This window comes from Agrobacterium radiobacter (genome assembly GCF_040801995.1).
GTDB lineage: Bacteria > Pseudomonadota > Alphaproteobacteria > Rhizobiales > Rhizobiaceae > Agrobacterium > Agrobacterium radiobacter.
The window spans coordinates 2449227-2466771 of sequence record NZ_JBEGHX010000001.1; the positions used below are offsets into that span (position 1 = coordinate 2449227).

Genomic DNA, 17545 nt, shown 5'->3' on the forward strand with positions numbered 1-17545 from the left:
ACGCGCGGCGTGAGCTTTAAACGACGAGATGAAAGTCGCAACGAGGTCCCTGCTCAGGGAACGATCTTGTATCCGCCGTTCTCGGTGACCAGAATTTCAGCGTTGGACGGGTCGCGTTCGATCTTCTGGCGCAGACGATAGACATGCGTTTCGAGCGTGTGTGTCGTCACCCCGGAATTGTAACCCCAGACCTCTTCGAGCAGGACGTCGCGTGTCACGACGGTGCTGCCGGCGCGGTAGAGATAACGGATGATCGCCGCTTCCTTTTCCGTCAGCCGGATTTTCTTGCCATCCTCCGTCGTCAACAGCTTCTGGCTGGGTTTGAACTGATAGGGGCCGACAGTGAAAACCGCATCTTCACTCTGCTCGTATTGGCGCAGCTGCGCCCGGATACGCGCCAGAAGCACGGCGAAACGGAAAGGTTTCGTCACATAGTCGTTGGCACCAGCTTCCAACCCAAGGATAGTATCGGAATCAGTGTCGTGCCCAGTCAGCATGATGATCGGCGCCTTGAAGCCGCCCTTGCGCAACAGCTTCACCGCCTCACGGCCGTCCATGTCCGGAAGGCCGACATCCATGATCAAAAGATCGACCTGAGCGGTCTTGGCGGTCTGCATCGCCTGTGCGGCGTTTGCGCCGCTCAAAAGCGAGAATTCCTCATAGGGAGACAATTGCTCGGTCAGCGTCTCCCGAAGATCGTCGTCATCGTCCACCAGAAGGATAGTGCGAGCCGTCATTCGGATTCTCAGCCTTTCTTACTTTAGCGCACCAGCCCAAAAATCAGGTTCGATTTTCGAGAAGCACGATGCGTAGTTTAAAAGAGTTAGAGCGTCCCTGGGGCGTCCGAAAAGACGCCTGGCGCTCCAATTATCAGCCAATTCAGCGGTTTGCCGATAAAAGGTCAACCCATTGCCTTGATATAACGAAGTGCTATGACTTCACGTTAAATAACCTGCAAAGCAAAATCTCGTGAAAAACATGAGCATACAGCCCGCAAGACAACGTAAACGCGCATCGACGCTCATGGTTCGGCCAGCCCCTTCGAAAATCAGCCGCGCCATCGTCCAGCTCGGACACCTCACTTTTCCAGCCGCGATCGGTCGTAATGGCCGCACCGCACTGAAACGCGAGGGAGACGGAAAATCCCCCATTTCCACCACGCGCCTCCTGCACGGGTTCTATCGCGGCGACCGCCTTCCCGGCATCGCCACGGCGTTGCCGATGCAGCGAACACGGAAGTCCATGTTATGGTGCGACGAGCCACGCAACGCCAATTATAACAGGCTGGTCAAGGCGCCCTTCGCCCTGAGCCATGAAGAAATGATGCGCAAGGACGGCCTCTACGACGTCTGCCTGGTGCTTGACTGGAACATCACCGCGAGAAGCCGCAACCGCGGCTCGGCTATCTTCATGCATCTGATCCGACCGGGATATGAGCCGACCGCAGGCTGCGTCGCCCTGCACCCCCGAGACATGCGCCGCATTCTACCGTATCTGCGCAAGGACACAAAGATCCGCATCCTGTGACGTTGAGCCTGCAAGCAGCCAACAAAAAACCCGCCATTAAGGCGGGTTTTTTTAGAAGGAAAAAGCCTGATATTAAGCGGCTTCGTCCTGAGAATCGTCCTCTTCAACGGTCTTGCCACGCTTGGGGCCCTTGGCAAGGTTGACTTCCACCAGGCGAACAGCCTCGGTTTCCGACATCTTGTTGACGGCGGCGATTTCGCGCGCCATGCGATCGAGCGCAGCCTCATAAAGCTGACGCTCGGAATAGGACTGCTCCGGCTGGTTTTCCGCACGGTAGAGATCGCGCACAACTTCCGCAATTGCGATGAGATCGCCGGAATTGATCTTCGCATCATATTCCTGCGCGCGGCGCGACCACATGGTACGCTTCACACGCGCCTTGCCCTGCACCACTTTCAGCGCCCGCTCGACAAAATCGCCTTCGGAAAGCTTGCGCATGCCGATGCTGACGGCTTTTGCGACGGGAACTTTAAGACGCATCTTGTCTTTTTCGAAATCGATGACAAAAAGCTCAAGCTTCATGCCGGCAACTTCTTGTTCCTCGATTGCAGAAATGGTACCGACACCATGAGCGGGATACACAATCGCTTCACCGGTCTTGAAACCGTGATGTGCTGGAGATTTCTTCTGCTGGGTCGTCATTCGTTCTAAAAACTCCCTGTTACATACCCGGGGATGCCGGGGTTGGGTCGGTCAGGCCCTGATGAGACGGGGGAACCGTCAGGTGACTCCGCACTGGTCCAGCCGTGCACGCAAAAACACACCTTCCCGTCTTGCGGGGTTCGATAACGTAAACGCTCGATATGTCACGGAAACCGCGTGCAAAAGAGGTGTTGCTTTCGTGGTGTTTTTGGGCACACAAATGCCACGCTGTGGATCAGTGTCGTTGGTGTACCACAAAAATAGGCGCAAATCAATAATTTGCTTCGACCGTGGCCGCAACATCACATGGCGGCCAAAGAACCGCCTAAAAATTAGCCGCAGAAATACTGTCAAAATGCTTCGTGACAGGCCTCATGGCAAAAGGAGCAAAAAAATTTCGTTTCCAAACTGCAGAAATACGAAAGCCTCTTAAACTCTTCGTAATTCCACGCCAATATCCGATTCGACTGAAAAGGCAAAATCCGCAAATTGGCGATGCTTTTTTATATTAAAGTGTGATTTTTGGAGGAATCCACGTCAAATGGGCTATAGAAACAATCCAAAACGCGAAAAACAGATCGAAAAAGCGCGCCAGCAGGCAATTGCCGAAAATGTCCAATTTCTTGATCCAGGTATTCTTTATGGAAGGGCAAGTGCGGACGATATAGAATATTATTCCGCAGAGATGCTGGCGGCGAGCGCGGCCCACAGTTTCCAGGCACTTTCGCACTGGACGGGAGAGGTTCCGTACATCGGCATCTCCCAGGTGGAGGGCGTTTCACCGCGGGAGGTTCCGGTAACGGTTCTGACCATTATCGGCCGCAATATGCCTTTCCTTTACGATTCCGTCATGGGCGAGGTCACCAGCAGCTATCGCGGCCTTTATCTCGCCGTGCACCCGATACTGGTGCGCGACGAAAGCGCGCAGGCAGGCTATCGTCTTGCGGAACCGGAGGATGATCCCGCTGAAAATATCAGCCTCATCCAGCTGCATATCGCGCCGCTCACGCAGCAGGCCGCCGCAGCGCTGGAAGAGAAGCTGCGCTTCGTACTGACGCAGGTCCAGTCAGCCTATCGCGACTGGCGGCCCATGCTGGCGAAACTCGACGAGGCGCTGGACGAATTGTCCAAGCGCGGCTCATCGCGGCGCAAGACGGAGCGAACGGAAGCGGTCGAATTCCTCAACTGGCTTCGCAATGACAATTTCACCTTCCTCGGCATGCGTGACTATACCTATTCCGGCAAGGGAAAGAACGCGAAGATCGAACGCGGTGACGGCGTCGGCCTCGGCAGTCTCAGCGATCCGGATGTGCGCGTGCTGCGTCTCGGCAAGAACGCCGTGACGACGACCCCGGAAATCCTTGCCTTCCTCGACGGCCCGGATTTCCTCATCGTCACCAAGGCCAATGTGAAATCCATCGTGCACCGCCGCGCCTATATGGATTATATCGGCATCAAACGCTTCGACGAGGACGGCAATGTCATCGGCGAATTGCGCATCGTCGGCCTCTTCACCGCCACCGCCTACACGCGCTCGGTCAAACAGATACCCTTGCTGCGCGCCAAGGTCGCGGAAGTCGAACGGCATTTCGGCTTCGATCCGAACAGCCACTCCGGCCGCATCCTGCAGAACACGCTGGAAGCCTACCCGCGCGACGATCTCTTCCAGATCGAAACGGATCTTCTGATCCGCTTCGTCGAGCAGATCATGGAACTGAGCGACCGGCCACGCGTGCGCGTGCTTGCGCGTATCGACCGTTTCGACCGCTTCGTTTCGGCCATCATCTTCGTTCCGCGTGAGGAATATAATTCCTATGTGCGTGAGAAGATCGGCGATTATCTGAGCAGGGTCTATGACGGGCATATTTCCGCCTATTATCCCGCCTTCCCCGAAGGCGCCGTCGCCCGCGTGCACTTCATCGTCGGGCGCACGGAAGGCAAAACCCCACGCATTGCCCAGGACAAGCTCGAAGATGCCGTCAGCGATATTGCAGCGCGCTGGATAGACCACTTCATTGCGCTGTCGGAGCCCGGTGCGCCGGTGCTGGAGGTGGATCAGGCCTATCAGGAGGCCTTCACGCCGGAAGAGGCGATCGGCGACATGCCCGATATTCTGGGTGCCGCGAAGGGTGAGCCGGTCCGCATCGAATTTTACCAGCAGGAAGGCCAGTCGGCCGACACGCTGTCCTTGAAAATCTTCCACCGCGACGGTCACCTGCCGCTTTCGCGCCGCGTACCGCTGCTCGAAAATCTCGGCTTCAACGTCATCAGTGAGCGCACCTTCGACATCGGTGTGGTTTCAGATGGCGAGAAGCGCGATATCGTTCTGCACGATATGGAACTCTCCGTCGCAGCCGGCACGACGCTCGATCTGCCGCATTACGGACCTAAGCTCGAAGAAGCCTTCCTTGCCGCCTTCTCCGGCAAGGTCGATAACGACAACTTCAACCGCCTGATCCTCACCAGCGGTTTGACAGTTCGCGAAGTTTCCGTCCTGCGCGCCTATGCCCGTTATCTGCGCCAGACCGGCATCGTTTATTCACAGGAGCATATTTCCGAAACGCTCTATAAATATCCTGATATTTCGCGGAATATTTTCGCGCTGTTCAAGGCCGGCTTCGATCCGTCTGTTGAGGAAAAGAAGCGGGTGAAGAAACTCGCCGAGATACACAAGGCAATCGAAGCGGCACTGAGCGGCGTTCCCAATCTCGATGAGGACCGCACCCTCCGACGTTACGTCAACGCCATCGACGCGACGCTGCGCACCAACTACTTCCAGAAAAACGCCGATGGCACGCCGCGTGACATTCTGGCGTTCAAGTTCGATCCCAAACATCTTGATGGCCTGCCCGACCCCCGCCCCTTCCGCGAAATCTTCGTTTACGGAACCGAGGTCGAAGGTGTGCATCTGCGCTTCGGCAAGGTCGCACGTGGCGGTCTGCGCTGGTCGGATCGGGGCCAGGATTACCGCACGGAAGTGCTCGGTCTCGTCAAGGCGCAGCAGGTCAAGAACGCAGTGATCGTTCCCGTTGGCGCCAAGGGCGGCTTCTTCCCGAAGAGCCTGCCCGCCGGCGGCTCCCGCGACGAGGTCTTCAATGCCGGCCGCGAGGCCTATAAGACCTATATCCGCACCCTGCTGTCCATCACCGACAATATCGTTGAGGACGCCATCGTGCCGCCGGCCGACACACTGCGGCTCGATGGCGACGATCCTTATTTCGTTGTCGCCGCCGACAAGGGAACCGCCACCTTCTCCGATACGGCGAACGGCCTTGCCCACGACGCCGGCTTCTGGCTGGACGATGCCTTCGCATCGGGTGGCTCGGCCGGTTACGACCACAAGAAGATGGGCATCACCGCGCGCGGCGCATGGGAAACGGTAAAACGCCATTTCCGTGAAATGGGCACCGACATCCAGACCACGCCATTCACCGTGGCGGGCGTGGGTGATATGTCCGGCGACGTTTTCGGCAACGGCATGCTGCTGTCGGAAAAGATCAGGCTGATTGCGGCCTTCGATCACCGCGACATCTTCATCGACCCGGATCCGGATACCGACAAGTCCTTTGCCGAGCGCAAGCGGCTTTTCGAACTGCCGCGCTCCAGCTGGCAGGATTATGATCGTTCGGCCCTCTCCGGCGGCGCGATGATCATTTCGCGCTCCGAAAAATCGGTGACGCTGACGCCGGAAGCCGTGGCTGCCATCGGCATCGACAAATCGGTCGCCACGCCTTTCGAGATCATGACCGCCATCCTGAAGGCGCCAACCGATCTTCTCTGGTTCGGCGGCATCGGCACCTACATCAAGGCGGCGGTGGAAACCAATGCCGAGGTGGGCGACAGGGCGAATGACCCCATCCGCGTCAACGCCACGGAGTTGCGTGCGAAGGTCATCGGCGAAGGCGCCAATCTGGGCATCACCCAGAAGGGCCGCATCGCCTATTCGCTCTCGGGCGGGCGTTGCAATTCCGACGCGATCGACAATTCGGCGGGCGTGAATTCCTCCGACGTCGAGGTCAACATCAAGATCGCACTGGCCTCCGCCGTTAATAGTGGTCGCCTGACGATGCCGAAGCGCAACCAGCTTCTCGCCTCCATGACGCCGGAAGTGGCGCAGCTCGTGCTGCGCAACAACTACCTGCAATCCCTGGCGATCTCGTTGACGGAGCGGCTGGGGCTCGCCAACCGGGAAGAGCTCGGCCGCCTGATGAGCGCATTGGAGGCAACCGGACAGCTGAACCGCAAGGTGGAAACCCTGCCGAACAATGCCGAACTCAGCGAAAGATATGCCTCCGGCAAACCGCTGACCCGGCCGGAAATCGGCGTGCTTCTCTCCTATGCCAAGCTGACCCTGTTCGACGCATTGGTGGCAAGCCCGCTTCCGGACGAACCCTATCTCCAGCATCTGCTGGTCGATTATTTCCCGGCCAAGATGCAGAAGAACTATGCCGACGATATCAAGGCGCATCGTCTGCACCGCGAAATCGTCGCGACCGCACTCGCCAATGCCGTGGTTAATCGCGGCGGCCCGGGCTTCGTGCAAAAACTTGCCGATGCGAGCGGTCTTCTGGCCGCTGATGTCGTCAAGGCGGCGGTGATCGTTGAGGACGGTTTTGGTCTCAAACGTCTTTGGAGCGAAGTCGACGCGCTTGACGGCAAGATCGGAGGTGAAGTCCAGAACGGGCTTTATGCGACGATCACACGTATCTTCTCGGATGCGAGCAGGCTTTACCTGCAAACCGGGAGTGCGGGCGCGGCGACGGGCGACATGGCGACCGAGATCGAGCGTCTGAAAACCGCGATCAAGACGCTGTCGCCAGCGGCAGCGAAATATCGCCGGGAGCTTGGCGTCACGGAAATCGACGGCGTTCCCCAAGCTCTTCTGGAGGAACTCGATACGCTTTCGCTGCTGGTCTATGTGCCTGAAATCATGCGCATCGCCGAAAGTGCGGGCACGACGCTCGCCCGCGCCGCCGAAAGCTATGCCACCGTCTCCTCGACTTTCCGTGTCGCGCGTCTGCTGGATGCCAGCCAGCGCATCACGCCGGCGGATCATTACGAGAGTCTGGCTCTCCTGCGCAGCCAGGATCAGATCTCCTCGTCGAGACGACGGATCGTCATCTCCGCGCTGACGGAATATGCCAAGGAAAAGGATCCGGTTCAGGCCTGGTATGCGGCAGACCGCGTGCGCGTCAACCGTATCGTCTCCGAACTCGGCGCGCTCAGCGACAGCGGCGATACCAACCTTGCCCGTCTGACGGTCGCGGCGGGGCTGCTTGGCGACATCGTTCAGGCACGCTGAGCGGCAACCTTAAAAAACGCCATCCGGGTCACCGGCCCGGATGGAGCAGGCAAGACGAATGCACCGGCATCGCGCCTTTTATTTCCCGATTTTCCGATAGGACGATGAATGACTGTCCCTTCCCCCAATGCGGAAACAGTGATTACCAAACGCGGCATCTGGGGCTGGGTGATGTTCGACTGGGCGGCACAGCCGTTTTTCACTGTTGTCACAACCTTCGTTTTCGGGCCTTATTTCGTCGCCCGGCTCACTGATGATCCGATTTCGGCGCAGGCGACATGGAGCAACATGGCGACGGTGTCGTCGATCATCATCGCTCTCTTTTCACCCATTCTCGGTTCCATCGCCGACCAGTCGGGCGCACGCAAACCCTGGATCGCCTTTTTTGCCGTCATCAAGATTACCAGCCTCTTTTTCCTCTGGTTTGCCGCACCGGGTTCACCGCTCATCCTGCCGATCGTCTGCATGATCCTCGCCTCCATCGCGGCGGAATTTTCCATCGTTTTTAACGATTCCATGATGCCGCGGCTGACCAATCCGCAAAATGTCGGGCGCATTTCCAATCTCGCCTGGGGGCTCGGTTATCTCGGCGGCATGGTGGTATTGATTGCCGTGGTGACGCTTCTGGCCGCCAACCCGCAGACCGGGGTGACCATTGCCGGTATCAAGCCGCTTTTCGGCCTCGATCCTGCAACCGGCGAAGATGCCAGAATAACAGGCCCGCTCGCCGCGGTCTGGTATCTCATCTTCATTCTGCCGATGTTTATGCTGACCCCCGATGCTGAAAAGGGTCTGCCCTTCGCAGCCGCGATCCGCTCGGGATTGGGGGAGTTGAAGATTACGCTACGCGAACTGCGTTACCGCCCCATGCTGTTGCGGTTTCTGATCGCGCGCATGCTCTATCAGGATGGCGTTAATGGCGTTCTCATTCTGGGCGGGGCTTTCGCTGCCGGCATGTTCGGCTGGGCGACGATGGAAATCGGCCTTTTTGGCATTCTGCTCAATGTCGTCGCCATCGCGGGCTGCTTTGCCGCCGGGCGCGTCGACCAGAGACTGGGGTCACGCGTCACCATCCTCATCAGCCTGGTGCTTTTGCTGCTGGCCACGCTGGGCATCGTCTCCACGGAAAAGGGCTCTACCCTGTTCGGCTGGATACAATTATCAACCGCTGACAATGGCGGCATCTTCGCCACCGGTGCGGAAAAGACGTATCTCTTTTATGGCGTTTTGATCGGCCTTGCCTTTGGCCCGGTTCAGGCCTCGTCGCGCTCTTATCTCGCCCGCAACATCACTGTCGCAGAAGCGGGCCGCTATTTCGGCATCTATGCGCTTTCCGGGCGCGCCACGAGTTTCATGGCGACGCTATCATTTTCCATAGCCACCTATATAAGCGGCTCCGCCCATATCGGCATGGCGACGCTCATCGTATTTCTGGGGGCAGGTTTCCTGCTGCTGTTGCGCGTTCCGGAAAGAGCGGCGGGCTGAAAGTCCGAAGCAGCAGCCGATGCGGTGATCAAATCCAGCATCGGCCAGAATGCGGTAGAATCACAGCTGGTCGAGTTTTTGCTGCAATGCGCGCAACTGCGCCTTCAGCTCATCGATTTCGGATGCATTCGGTTTGCGGGTTTCTTTCGGCGCCTGCGGCATCGCAAAAGGCGTGAAGCCCTGCATCGCCTGGCGGAAGAGTTCGGTGTTACGGCGGATCTGCTCTTCCATCATCTGCAGAGGCGCCTGGAAATTGCGGGCAAGCGAACCGTCGCCGAAGGCCTTGGCCATATGCTCCTGCATCTGGCTTTGCTGGTCGGAGAAGGTCTTCATCGAATGTTCGAGAAATGTCGGCACTACCATCTGCATCTGGTCGCCGTAATAGGAGATCAGCTGCCGCAGAAACGCCGTCGGCAGCAACGTATTGCCGGTTTTGGCCTCCTGCTCGACGATAATCTGCGTCAGGACTGCGTGGGTAATATCCTCTGATGATTTGGCGTCCTGAACCTTGAAGTCTTCGCCGCGCTTGACCATCTGCGCCAGATCATCAAGCGTCACATAGGTGCTCGTGCCAGTATTATAGAGCCGCCTGTTGGCGTATTTTTTAATGATTGTTTCGCCGTCGTGTTTCGCCATGCCCGCCTCCTCGCGATGATGGTATTTTCTTGTTTTTTGGTGTTATTGCTCTTCCCACCGCAAAGTGTATGCGCAAAACAAGCCCTCTGACAAATGTTTTGTGCATCGCAACAGTTTGTTTTTTGCGCAGCAATTTTCCGCAAGATTCCAGCGTGATTTAGCAACATCTTTTAAAGCAACTTTCGCCATTTGACTTGTATTGAAAGCTTTGCCAGTCTCCGCCCGCAAGTGAGGAGAAAACTAATGACCCTGCCTTCAATCGTAATTGCCAGCGCCGCGCGCACCGCAGTCGGCTCTTTCAATGGCCACTTTGCCAATACGCCAGCCCATGAACTGGGGGCGACCGTCATCAGCGCCGTGCTGGAACGCGCCGGCGTCGCGGCTGGCGAAATCGATGAAGTCATTCTCGGTCAGGTCCTGACGGCGGGCGAAGGGCAGAACCCGGCGCGGCAGGCGGCGATGAAGGCCGGAATTCCCCAGGAAGCAACCGCCTTCGGTCTCAATCAGCTCTGTGGTTCCGGCCTGCGCGCCGTGGCCCTTGGCATGCAGCAGATCGTTACCGGCGATGCGGCCATCGTTATTGCCGGCGGCCAGGAATCCATGTCCATGGCGCCCCACTGCGCCCATTTGCGCGGCGGCGTGAAGATGGGCGATTTCAAGATGATCGACACCATGCTGAAAGACGGCCTGACTGACGCCTTTTACGGCTATCACATGGGCATCACTGCTGAAAACATCGCACGCCAATGGCAGCTTTCCCGCGATGAACAGGACCAATTTGCGGTCGCATCGCAAAATAAGGCCGAAGCCGCGCAGAATGCCGGTCGTTTCACTGACGAGATCGTTGCTTTCACGGTCAAAGGCCGCAAGGCCGATATCGTCATCGATGCGGATGAACATATCCGCGCCGGCGCTTCACTGGAAACGATGGCCAAGCTGCGCCCCGCCTTTGACAAGGAAGGCACCGTGACGGCGGGCAACGCCTCCGGTCTGAATGATGGTGCCGCCGCCACGCTTTTGATGTCGGAACAGGAGGCGGGAAAGCGCGGTATCAAGCCGCTGGCCCGTATCGCCTCCTGGGCGACGGCAGGTGTCGATCCGCAGATCATGGGCACCGGCCCCATCCCCGCCTCCCGCAAGGCGCTGGCCAAGGCTGGCTGGTCGATCAGCGATATTGGCCTTGTGGAAGCCAACGAAGCCTTTGCGGCCCAGTCCTGCGCGGTGGTGCGCGAACTTGGTCTTGATCCTGATATCGTCAACGTCAATGGCGGGGCGATTGCCATCGGCCATCCGATCGGCGCCTCCGGTGCACGCGTCCTTAACACCCTGATTTTCGAAATGCGCCGCCGCAACGTGTCGAAGGGCCTCGCAACGCTCTGCATCGGCGGCGGCATGGGTGTCGCCATGTGCATCGAAGCACTCTGAAACCACCGCCTGACTTTTCAAAAAGCAATTCCGGTTCGGCGTGCAATAGGTTAGAAGCGGCCTCCCATTGGCCGCATTTCTGTGGCCGGTGAGCGCGACGAAAAACTTCTGCAAGATATGGAAGCATCCTCGCATATGCAGGCGCTTCAATGACAGGTCATGGAGGCCGATATGAGCCGGGTTGCTTTGATTTCCGGCGGGACGAGCGGCATAGGTGCCGCAATCGCCCGCGCCCTGCAGGCGGCCGGCTACCGCGTGGCCGTCAACTACGCTTTCACAACGGACAGGGCGGAAGCATTCCAGAAAGAAACCGGCATCCCTGCACTCCAGTGGGACGTGCGCGACTATGACGCCTGCGTCAGTGGTATTGCGAAGGTGGAGGAAACTCTCGGGCCCGTCGAAGTCCTCGTCAACAATGCCGGCATCACCCGCGATGCGATGTTCCACAAGATGACACCGCAGCAATGGCGCGAGGTGATCGACACCAACCTCGCCGGCGTGTTCAACATGACGCACCCCGTCTGGCCGGGCATGCGCGACCGCGGCTTCGGTCGCATCGTCAATATTTCCTCCATCAATGGCCAGAAGGGACAGGCAGGGCAGGCCAACTACTCCGCCTCGAAGGCAGGCGATATCGGCTTCACCAAGGCGCTCGCCCAGGAGGGCGCCAGCCGCAACATCACTGTCAACGCCATCTGCCCCGGCTATATCGGCACGGAGATGGTAAGAGCGATCCCGGAAAAGGTTCTGGCCGAACGGATCGTGCCGCAAATTCCCGTAGGACGGTTGGGTGAACCAGAAGAAATCGCGCGCTGCGTTCTGTTTCTGGTTTCCGACGAGGCCGGCTTCATCACCGGCTCGACCATGACGGCCAATGGCGGACAATATTTCGCCTGAGGCCATCCATCGCCGCCCTGCCGGCCGCCTGAACTCAGTAAACTTTCCGTGATCTCGGCTTCGATAAATTTGCGGCGCACAAAAACTTGAAGATGAAAGACAGGAAAGACAGGCCGCCTAAACCAATGAAAATACGATAGTTTTTGTATAGTTTAGAATGAGTCTAGAAAACCCTTGGCGACTCATTAATAGGTTTTTCTTGACATTGGCTGTCCTGTTTTGGTTTAAGAATGAAAACAACGTGTTGCGTCATACAGGCAGTCCATCATGCTGGTTTGCAGCTGCAATTACATCACTGATCACGATATCCGGGACGTCATTAACGAGCTCCTCGACGAGGACTGTTGGCAGCTCATCGTTCCTGCAAAAGTGTATCACGCCATGGAAAAACGCGGCCGCTGCTGCGGCTGTTTCCCGACCGTTGTCGACCTGATCATCAAAACGACTGAAGAATATCATGCCCGTCGCCACTCGACTGAGGCCGATGTTTTTGATTTTATGTCCCGCCTGAAGCAATTCCATGAAGAGAACAGGAGAGCGGACATTGAAAGGCGACAAAAAAGTCATCGAGCGGCTTAACGAGGCCCTTTTTCTCGAACTCGGTGCGGTAAACCAGTACTGGCTTCACTATCGTTTGCTGGAAGACTGGGGCTACACGAAGCTCGCCAAAAAGGAACGTGCTGAATCCATCGAGGAAATGCAGCACGCCGACAAGCTGGTCGCACGCATCATCTTCCTTGAAGGCCATCCCAACCTTCAGACGGTTTCGCCCCTGCGCATCGGCCAGAACGTCAAGGAAGTTCTGGAAGCTGACCTTGCCGGCGAATATGACGCCCGCACCTCCTACAAGAAATCGCGCGATATCTGTTATGAGGCCGGAGACTATGTCTCCATGAAGCTTTTCGAAGAACTGCTGATCGACGAGGAAGGCCATATCGACTTTCTCGAAACCCAGCTCGAACTGCTCGGCAAGATCGGCGAAGAGAAATACGGCCAGCTCAATGCCGATTCCGCCAACGAAGCGGAATAAGCACTGGCGACAGGACAGAAAAGGCGGCCCAGGCCGCCTTTTTTATTTGCCGGAAAGGTGCTGGAACTCCGCCACAACCTTTTCGTATACCGCCCGCTTGAAAGGCACGATGAGCTCCGGCAGGATTTCCATCGGCTTCCAGTCCCATGCGTCGAATTCGGCCGTGTGCCCGGTTGGCGGCGGATCGATCTGGATTTCGCTTTCATCGCCCTCGAAGCGGAACGCAAACCAGCGCTGCGCCTGCCCGCGATATTTGCCCCTGAGGCCGATACCGATCAGTTCGGGCGGCAGATCATAGTGAATCCAGTCGCTCGCTTCCGCAAGCAGGCTCACCGTTTTCATGCCCGTCTCTTCGTAGAGTTCGCGAATGGCGGCCGTCAAAGGCCGTTCGCCGTCATCGATGCCGCCCTGCGGCATCTGCCACAATTGCGGTGAACCGTCATATTCGGAATTGCCTTCCTTGATACGCCGACCGGCCCAGACGAGGCCTCGAGCGTTCAGAACCATTATTCCCGCACAGGGACGGTAAGGCAAATCTTCTGCTTTGATTGTCATGGGAAACCCGCACTGTCTCAACGCCGGAAATGGTCGCAGGCAAGGTTTACTGCCCCGCCTGCCCGGAAACAAGCGCGGAAACACCGACGATCTCAATACCGCGCCCGCCGGCCTCACGCGACCATTTCGAGATCGCCGCAACGCTTTCATCGAAGGCCGACGCAACGCCGATCGCCTGGCCATTACGCCGCGCAATCCGCTCCAGCTCGTCCAGCTTGCGCAGGATGGAAGCTTCGGTGACTTCGCCGTCGAGCAAAATATCGGCAAAGCCCTGCGGCGCGGAAATAGCCTTCGCGATCCCCCCGCTCAACGACTGCGCCGAGGAGCCATCATCCAGAAACAGCAGGCCACGCTTGCCGATGTCGCGCATGACAGGCTCCAAGGCCGCCTGCTCGGCAAGAAAGCGCCCGCCGAGATAATTCATGATGCCGGTGTAATTGGTGATTTTTGTCATGGAGCGATGCAGCCGGTCGATATTGACCTTGGCAGGGTCACCCGCCAGCAGCGTGTCCGGACCGGGATTAGTACCCGGATAACCGAAGGGTTCCAGCGGTATCTGTAGAAGAATTTCATGTCCTTGCCGGCGCGCTTCCTGCATCCAGCGTTGCAGGCTGTTGCCGCTGGCGGCAAAACCAAGCGTGACCTCCGGCGGCAGGTCTCGGATCGCTTTTTGCGACCCCGTCTGGCTGAGACCCAGCCCGCCGACCACGATCGCCACCCGTGTGCCCCGTGCGCCCGACCAGGGCCGTGCATATTGCTCCATCGGCCGCAAACCGTCCGCGCCAACGACCGGCAATCTGCCGAATGCGGTTTCTTCCAGCAGCTCCTCATTGGGCCGCGTCGCCATGCGCGGATCCTGACCATAGGTCTGGCCGCTCATCAGCACCGGCCCGTCACCCTCGCGCGGGCGGGGGGAGTACACCGATACGACATTGCCATCAGGCATTGTCTCGCGATTGATATTGGCGCCGGAGCGCCCGCTTTGCGACTGCAGAACGGCAGCGTCGCCAGGAGCCATTACCTCGGCCGGTGGGGTTTCAGGTCTCTTTTCGGCAAGCTGAAGCTGTGCATCCGGCCCGCTCGCCGTCTTCTGCAAGTTGCCGGGCGAAAGCGCCGTATAGACGGAGAGGCCGCCAATCGAAAAAACCGCAAGCACCGACAGAGCCATAATGACGGAAAAGCGCCGGTTAATACCGGCGCTTTTTTTCTGACGACCTAGAAGCGGTTTTCGCAGGTCCGAAGGCAATGAACGATCCGTCCAAACGGTTGGGCAATCGAGACAATGCGCCGGCTGACCGGCGCACTATCTTACTGCTTGTTGACCACAGCCTTGTCCGGGTTCGGCGGGAAAGACGGATCCGTCTTGGCGCCGCGCAACAGGTCCAGCGCGTAGTTGAGCTGGATGTCGTCCTTTGCTTCCGGCGGCACGTAGGCGGAGGAACCAGAACCTTCGTCCGTTTCACTCTGGCCCTTGATATGGCCGGTCAGACTGGATTCGCCTTCGGTCGTGACGCGACCCTGCAATTCCGGCGGCAAAGGCTGTTCAACTTTGATGTCAGGCGTAATGCCCGTGCCCTGGATCGATTTGCCCGACGGCGTGTAATAAAGCGCCGTGGTCAGACGCAACGCACCGGCCTCGCCGAGCGGAATGATCGTCTGGACCGAGCCCTTGCCGAAGGAGCGCGTGCCGACGACGGTCGCACGACGCAGATCCTGCAGGGCACCGGCAACGATTTCCGAAGCCGAAGCCGAACCGCCGTTGACGAGCACGATTACCGGCTTGCCATCGGTCAGATCACCGGCCGTCGCGTTGAAGCGGCGGGTCTCGTCGGGATTGCGGCCACGGGTCGAAACGACCTCACCGCGCTCGAGGAAGGCGTCGGAAACATTGATCGCCTGATCAAGCAGACCACCCGGGTTGAGGCGCAGATCGAGCACATAGCCCTTCAGCTTGTCGGCAGGCACATCAGCCTTGATCTTCTTGATCGCCTTTTCGAGATCATCATAGGTCTTCTCGGTAAAGGAGATGACGCGCAGATAACCGACATTGTCACCCTCGACGCGGGACTTGACGGCCCGCACGGCAATGACATCGCGCATGACGGTGAATTCAAGCGGCTTGTCAGCGCCCTGGCGGATGATCGTCAGCTTGATCGGCGTCTTGACCGCGCCGCGCATCTTTTCAACCGCCTGTTCCAGCTTCAGGCCGCGAACCGGCGTACCGTCAATTTCTGAAATGAAGTCGCCTGCGAGAATGCCTGCGCGGGAAGCCGGCGTGTCGTCGATCGGCGTGATGACCTTGACCAGCTCGTTCTCCATGGTCACTTCGATGCCGAGACCGCCGAATTCACCCTTGGTCTGGGTGCGCATGTCGTTGGCATCCTTGGCATTCATGAAGCTCGAATGCGGATCGAGCGAGCTGAGCATGCCGTTAATGGCATTTTCCACCAGCTTCTCGTCATCCGGCGGCGTCACATATTGTGCGCGCACGCGCTCGAACACGTCGCCAAAGATCGACAGTTCCTTATAGGTCGAAGGCCCGGCCGCCTGTGCCGGCATGCTCGCCGAATAAATCACACTCATCGCCGTGGCGCCCATAAGCCCACCGATAAGGAGAAGCGAAACCTTACGAATCATTGTGCGCCCTTCCGGTATTTTTTGCGGTCCACCACGGTTGGGAATCAACCGGTACACCATCTTTCCTGAACTCAATGTAGAGCGTTGGCCTGTCGGTTTCCAGCGCCAATGCTGCTGCACTCGCTACTCTTTTTGCACCCATGGAGGCGATGGGCTCTCCGGAGAACACGAACATGCCCTGCCGCGTCCTCACATTGTCCATGCCCGTCATCACCACATGATATCCGTTACCCGTATTGAGGATGATCATCCGGCCGTAACTGCGAAAATCTCCGGCAAATACCACGAAGCCGTCTGCAGGCGCCGTCACGATGGCTTCCGGTCCGCTCGCGACAACAATTCCCTTGGAAAAGTGGCCCGTTCCGTCCGCATCGCCGAAGCGCCGCAGCACCTCGCCGGTCACCGGCAGCTCCAGCTTTCCCTTCAAACTCGCGAAGGGATATGCGGGCGCAATGCGGTTTTTATCGGGCATTCCCGCCTCGGCCGCGGCGCGTTCCTTCTCGCGTTCCGCCTCCGAAAGACGAGCAAGACGCTGCTCTTCCGCCCGCGCCTTTTCCATCGCTTCCCGCACCGAGGTAATCTCGCCTTCGAGCGAACTGACTAGCCCCTCAAGGCTCGTCGCCTTGCTCGCAAGCTCTTCAGATCGCTTGCGTTCCGCCTCCAGTTCGGCCGCCGTCTGGGAATTCTTGCGGTCATTTTCGGCAATCAGGAGGTCGAGGCGTTTTTCCTCTTCCAGACTTGCCGTCATCATACCCGTAAGATCACCCTTTTCGCGAGCGATTGCCTGCCTGACGTCGGTCAATTCTTTGAGAGCGGCGACGAGCTTGTCGGTTTCACCGCGAATGCCGGGCACGACGGCGCCGAGAAGAATGGCACTGCGCACGGAAGCCAGTGCATCTTCAGGTGAAACGAGGAGAGCCGGTGGCGGGTTTCTGCCCATGCGCTGCAATGCGGCCAGAACCTCCGCCAGCACGCCGCGTCTTTCCCGCAATGATGCCTTGACGCCATCCTCACGGACCGAAAGCTTGGCCAGGCGATCCTCGCCGTCGCTGATCTTGGCTTCCAGCGCCTTGCGTCGGGCAGCCGATGCGATCAGTTCCTCGCGAATGCGCGCGCTGTCCTGATTGAGGGAGGCGATGCTTTCTTCGAGCGTCCTTGTCTTGTCTTCCGAAAGGCCGATGCTGTCGACCAGCTCCTCCAGATCCTGCCGGTTCTGGTCGCGGCGCTTCTCCAGCGTCTGCAGCGCATCCGGCGAGGAAGCATCGCTTGCCGCCGGGGCAGCGCCCGCATCGTCACGCGAATGGGTCGGACCGCCCCCCATGACGAAAGCAGCAATAACCGCGCCCGCAAGGGCAGCGTGCCGTTTTCGTTGAGGCGTGGTGTCCATTTGAGCTTTCTTTGATGCCGAA

Annotated in this window: 14 protein-coding genes; 7 read left to right on the plus strand and 7 right to left on the minus strand. The window is 58.4% G+C overall.

Annotation, left to right across the window (positions count from 1 at the left end; all coding sequences use genetic code 11):
• Window positions 1–53: 53 nt before the first annotated feature.
• Window positions 54–737, minus strand: coding sequence for a response regulator transcription factor (locus MRBLRC7O_RS12070; RefSeq protein ID WP_003505216.1), 684 nt, complete (start codon window positions 735–737; stop codon window positions 54–56).
• 286 nt (window positions 738–1023) lie between these two features.
• Here MRBLRC7O_RS12070 and MRBLRC7O_RS12075 point away from each other — a divergent pair, with 286 nt between their 5' ends.
• Window positions 1024–1527, plus strand: coding sequence for a L,D-transpeptidase family protein (locus MRBLRC7O_RS12075; protein ID WP_031233964.1), 504 nt, complete (start codon window positions 1024–1026; stop codon window positions 1525–1527).
• Between the two features lie 72 nt (window positions 1528–1599).
• Here MRBLRC7O_RS12075 and MRBLRC7O_RS12080 read toward each other — a convergent pair whose 3' ends face one another.
• A complete protein-coding gene (locus MRBLRC7O_RS12080; RefSeq protein ID WP_003505223.1) occupies window positions 1600–2169 on the minus strand; it encodes a CarD family transcriptional regulator in 570 nt (189 codons plus the stop codon).
• A gap of 541 nt (window positions 2170–2710) precedes the next feature.
• On the opposite strand from MRBLRC7O_RS12080, the gene MRBLRC7O_RS12085 reads away from it, so the two are divergent.
• Both MRBLRC7O_RS12085 and MRBLRC7O_RS12090 read left to right on the plus strand, forming a co-directional pair.
• Entirely contained in the window at window positions 2711–7471 is a 4761-nt protein-coding gene (locus tag MRBLRC7O_RS12085; RefSeq protein WP_111820881.1) for an NAD-glutamate dehydrogenase, read from the plus strand.
• Between the two features lie 108 nt (window positions 7472–7579).
• A complete protein-coding gene (locus tag MRBLRC7O_RS12090; RefSeq protein WP_080866488.1) occupies window positions 7580–8956 on the plus strand; it encodes an MFS transporter in 1377 nt (458 codons plus the stop codon).
• A gap of 60 nt (window positions 8957–9016) precedes the next feature.
• Here the strand turns inward: MRBLRC7O_RS12090 and phaR are convergent, their stop codons facing one another.
• Window positions 9017–9592, minus strand: coding sequence for a polyhydroxyalkanoate synthesis repressor PhaR (gene phaR, locus MRBLRC7O_RS12095; RefSeq protein ID WP_003520279.1), 576 nt, complete (start codon window positions 9590–9592; stop codon window positions 9017–9019).
• A gap of 243 nt (window positions 9593–9835) precedes the next feature.
• Here phaR and MRBLRC7O_RS12100 point away from each other — a divergent pair, with 243 nt between their 5' ends.
• The 4 genes from MRBLRC7O_RS12100 to bfr all read left to right on the plus strand — a co-directional run bounded on the left by MRBLRC7O_RS12100 (window position 9836) and on the right by bfr (window position 12944).
• Complete coding sequence (locus tag MRBLRC7O_RS12100; protein WP_003505229.1) at window positions 9836–11017, plus strand: acetyl-CoA C-acetyltransferase; 1182 nt, start codon at window positions 9836–9838, stop codon at window positions 11015–11017.
• Between the two features lie 171 nt (window positions 11018–11188).
• Window positions 11189–11914: an acetoacetyl-CoA reductase gene (phbB, locus tag MRBLRC7O_RS12105; protein WP_080866642.1), complete on the plus strand. Its 726-nt coding sequence runs from the start codon at window positions 11189–11191 to the stop codon at window positions 11912–11914.
• Window positions 11915–12181: 267 nt separating this feature from the next.
• On the plus strand, window positions 12182–12493 hold the full coding sequence (locus tag MRBLRC7O_RS12110; protein ID WP_003505234.1) for a (2Fe-2S)-binding protein: 312 nt from the start codon (window positions 12182–12184) through the stop codon (window positions 12491–12493).
• Window positions 12459–12944, plus strand: a complete 486-nt coding sequence (gene bfr / locus MRBLRC7O_RS12115) for a bacterioferritin (protein ID WP_003505236.1) — start codon at window positions 12459–12461, stop codon at window positions 12942–12944. Before MRBLRC7O_RS12110 ends, bfr begins: the two co-directional genes overlap by 35 nt.
• Window positions 12945–12986: 42 nt before the next feature.
• Here bfr and MRBLRC7O_RS12120 read toward each other — a convergent pair whose 3' ends face one another.
• The 4 genes from MRBLRC7O_RS12120 to MRBLRC7O_RS12135 form a co-directional block, all read right to left on the minus strand.
• The gene (locus MRBLRC7O_RS12120; protein WP_080570260.1) at window positions 12987–13499 is read right to left on the minus strand and encodes an RNA pyrophosphohydrolase; all 513 of its coding nucleotides are present in this window, start codon (window positions 13497–13499) and stop codon (window positions 12987–12989) included.
• A 46-nt stretch (window positions 13500–13545) separates the two neighbouring features.
• Window positions 13546–14745 (minus strand): divergent polysaccharide deacetylase family protein, encoded by a 1200-nt coding sequence (locus MRBLRC7O_RS12125; protein ID WP_003505240.1) that lies wholly within the window; start codon window positions 14743–14745, stop codon window positions 13546–13548.
• 62 nt (window positions 14746–14807) lie between these two features.
• Window positions 14808–16136, minus strand: a complete 1329-nt coding sequence (locus MRBLRC7O_RS12130) for a S41 family peptidase (protein WP_003505242.1) — start codon at window positions 16134–16136, stop codon at window positions 14808–14810.
• A complete protein-coding gene (locus MRBLRC7O_RS12135) occupies window positions 16126–17523 on the minus strand; it encodes a murein hydrolase activator EnvC family protein (protein WP_003505244.1) in 1398 nt (465 codons plus the stop codon). Before MRBLRC7O_RS12135 ends, MRBLRC7O_RS12130 begins: the two co-directional genes overlap by 11 nt.
• Between the last annotated feature and the right edge of the window lie 22 nt (window positions 17524–17545).

Excerpts from the sequence above, each read along its gene's own strand:
- MRBLRC7O_RS12070 (WP_003505216.1), bottom strand. The coding sequence starts at position 737 with ATGACGGCTCGCACTATCCTTCTGGTGGACGATGACGACGATCTTCGG.
- MRBLRC7O_RS12075 (WP_031233964.1), top strand. The coding sequence starts at position 1,024 with ATGGTTCGGCCAGCCCCTTCGAAAATCAGCCGCGCCATCGTCCAGCTC.
- MRBLRC7O_RS12080 (WP_003505223.1), bottom strand. The coding sequence starts at position 2,169 with ATGACGACCCAGCAGAAGAAATCTCCAGCACATCACGGTTTCAAGACC.
- MRBLRC7O_RS12085 (WP_111820881.1), top strand. The coding sequence starts at position 2,711 with ATGGGCTATAGAAACAATCCAAAACGCGAAAAACAGATCGAAAAAGCG.
- MRBLRC7O_RS12090 (WP_080866488.1), top strand. The coding sequence starts at position 7,580 with ATGACTGTCCCTTCCCCCAATGCGGAAACAGTGATTACCAAACGCGGC.
- phaR (WP_003520279.1), bottom strand. The coding sequence starts at position 9,592 with ATGGCGAAACACGACGGCGAAACAATCATTAAAAAATACGCCAACAGG.
- MRBLRC7O_RS12100 (WP_003505229.1), top strand. The coding sequence starts at position 9,836 with ATGACCCTGCCTTCAATCGTAATTGCCAGCGCCGCGCGCACCGCAGTC.
- phbB (WP_080866642.1), top strand. The coding sequence starts at position 11,189 with ATGAGCCGGGTTGCTTTGATTTCCGGCGGGACGAGCGGCATAGGTGCC.
- MRBLRC7O_RS12110 (WP_003505234.1), top strand. The coding sequence starts at position 12,182 with ATGCTGGTTTGCAGCTGCAATTACATCACTGATCACGATATCCGGGAC.
- MRBLRC7O_RS12120 (WP_080570260.1), bottom strand. The coding sequence starts at position 13,499 with ATGACAATCAAAGCAGAAGATTTGCCTTACCGTCCCTGTGCGGGAATA.
- MRBLRC7O_RS12130 (WP_003505242.1), bottom strand. The coding sequence starts at position 16,136 with ATGATTCGTAAGGTTTCGCTTCTCCTTATCGGTGGGCTTATGGGCGCC.
- MRBLRC7O_RS12135 (WP_003505244.1), bottom strand. The coding sequence starts at position 17,523 with ATGGACACCACGCCTCAACGAAAACGGCACGCTGCCCTTGCGGGCGCG.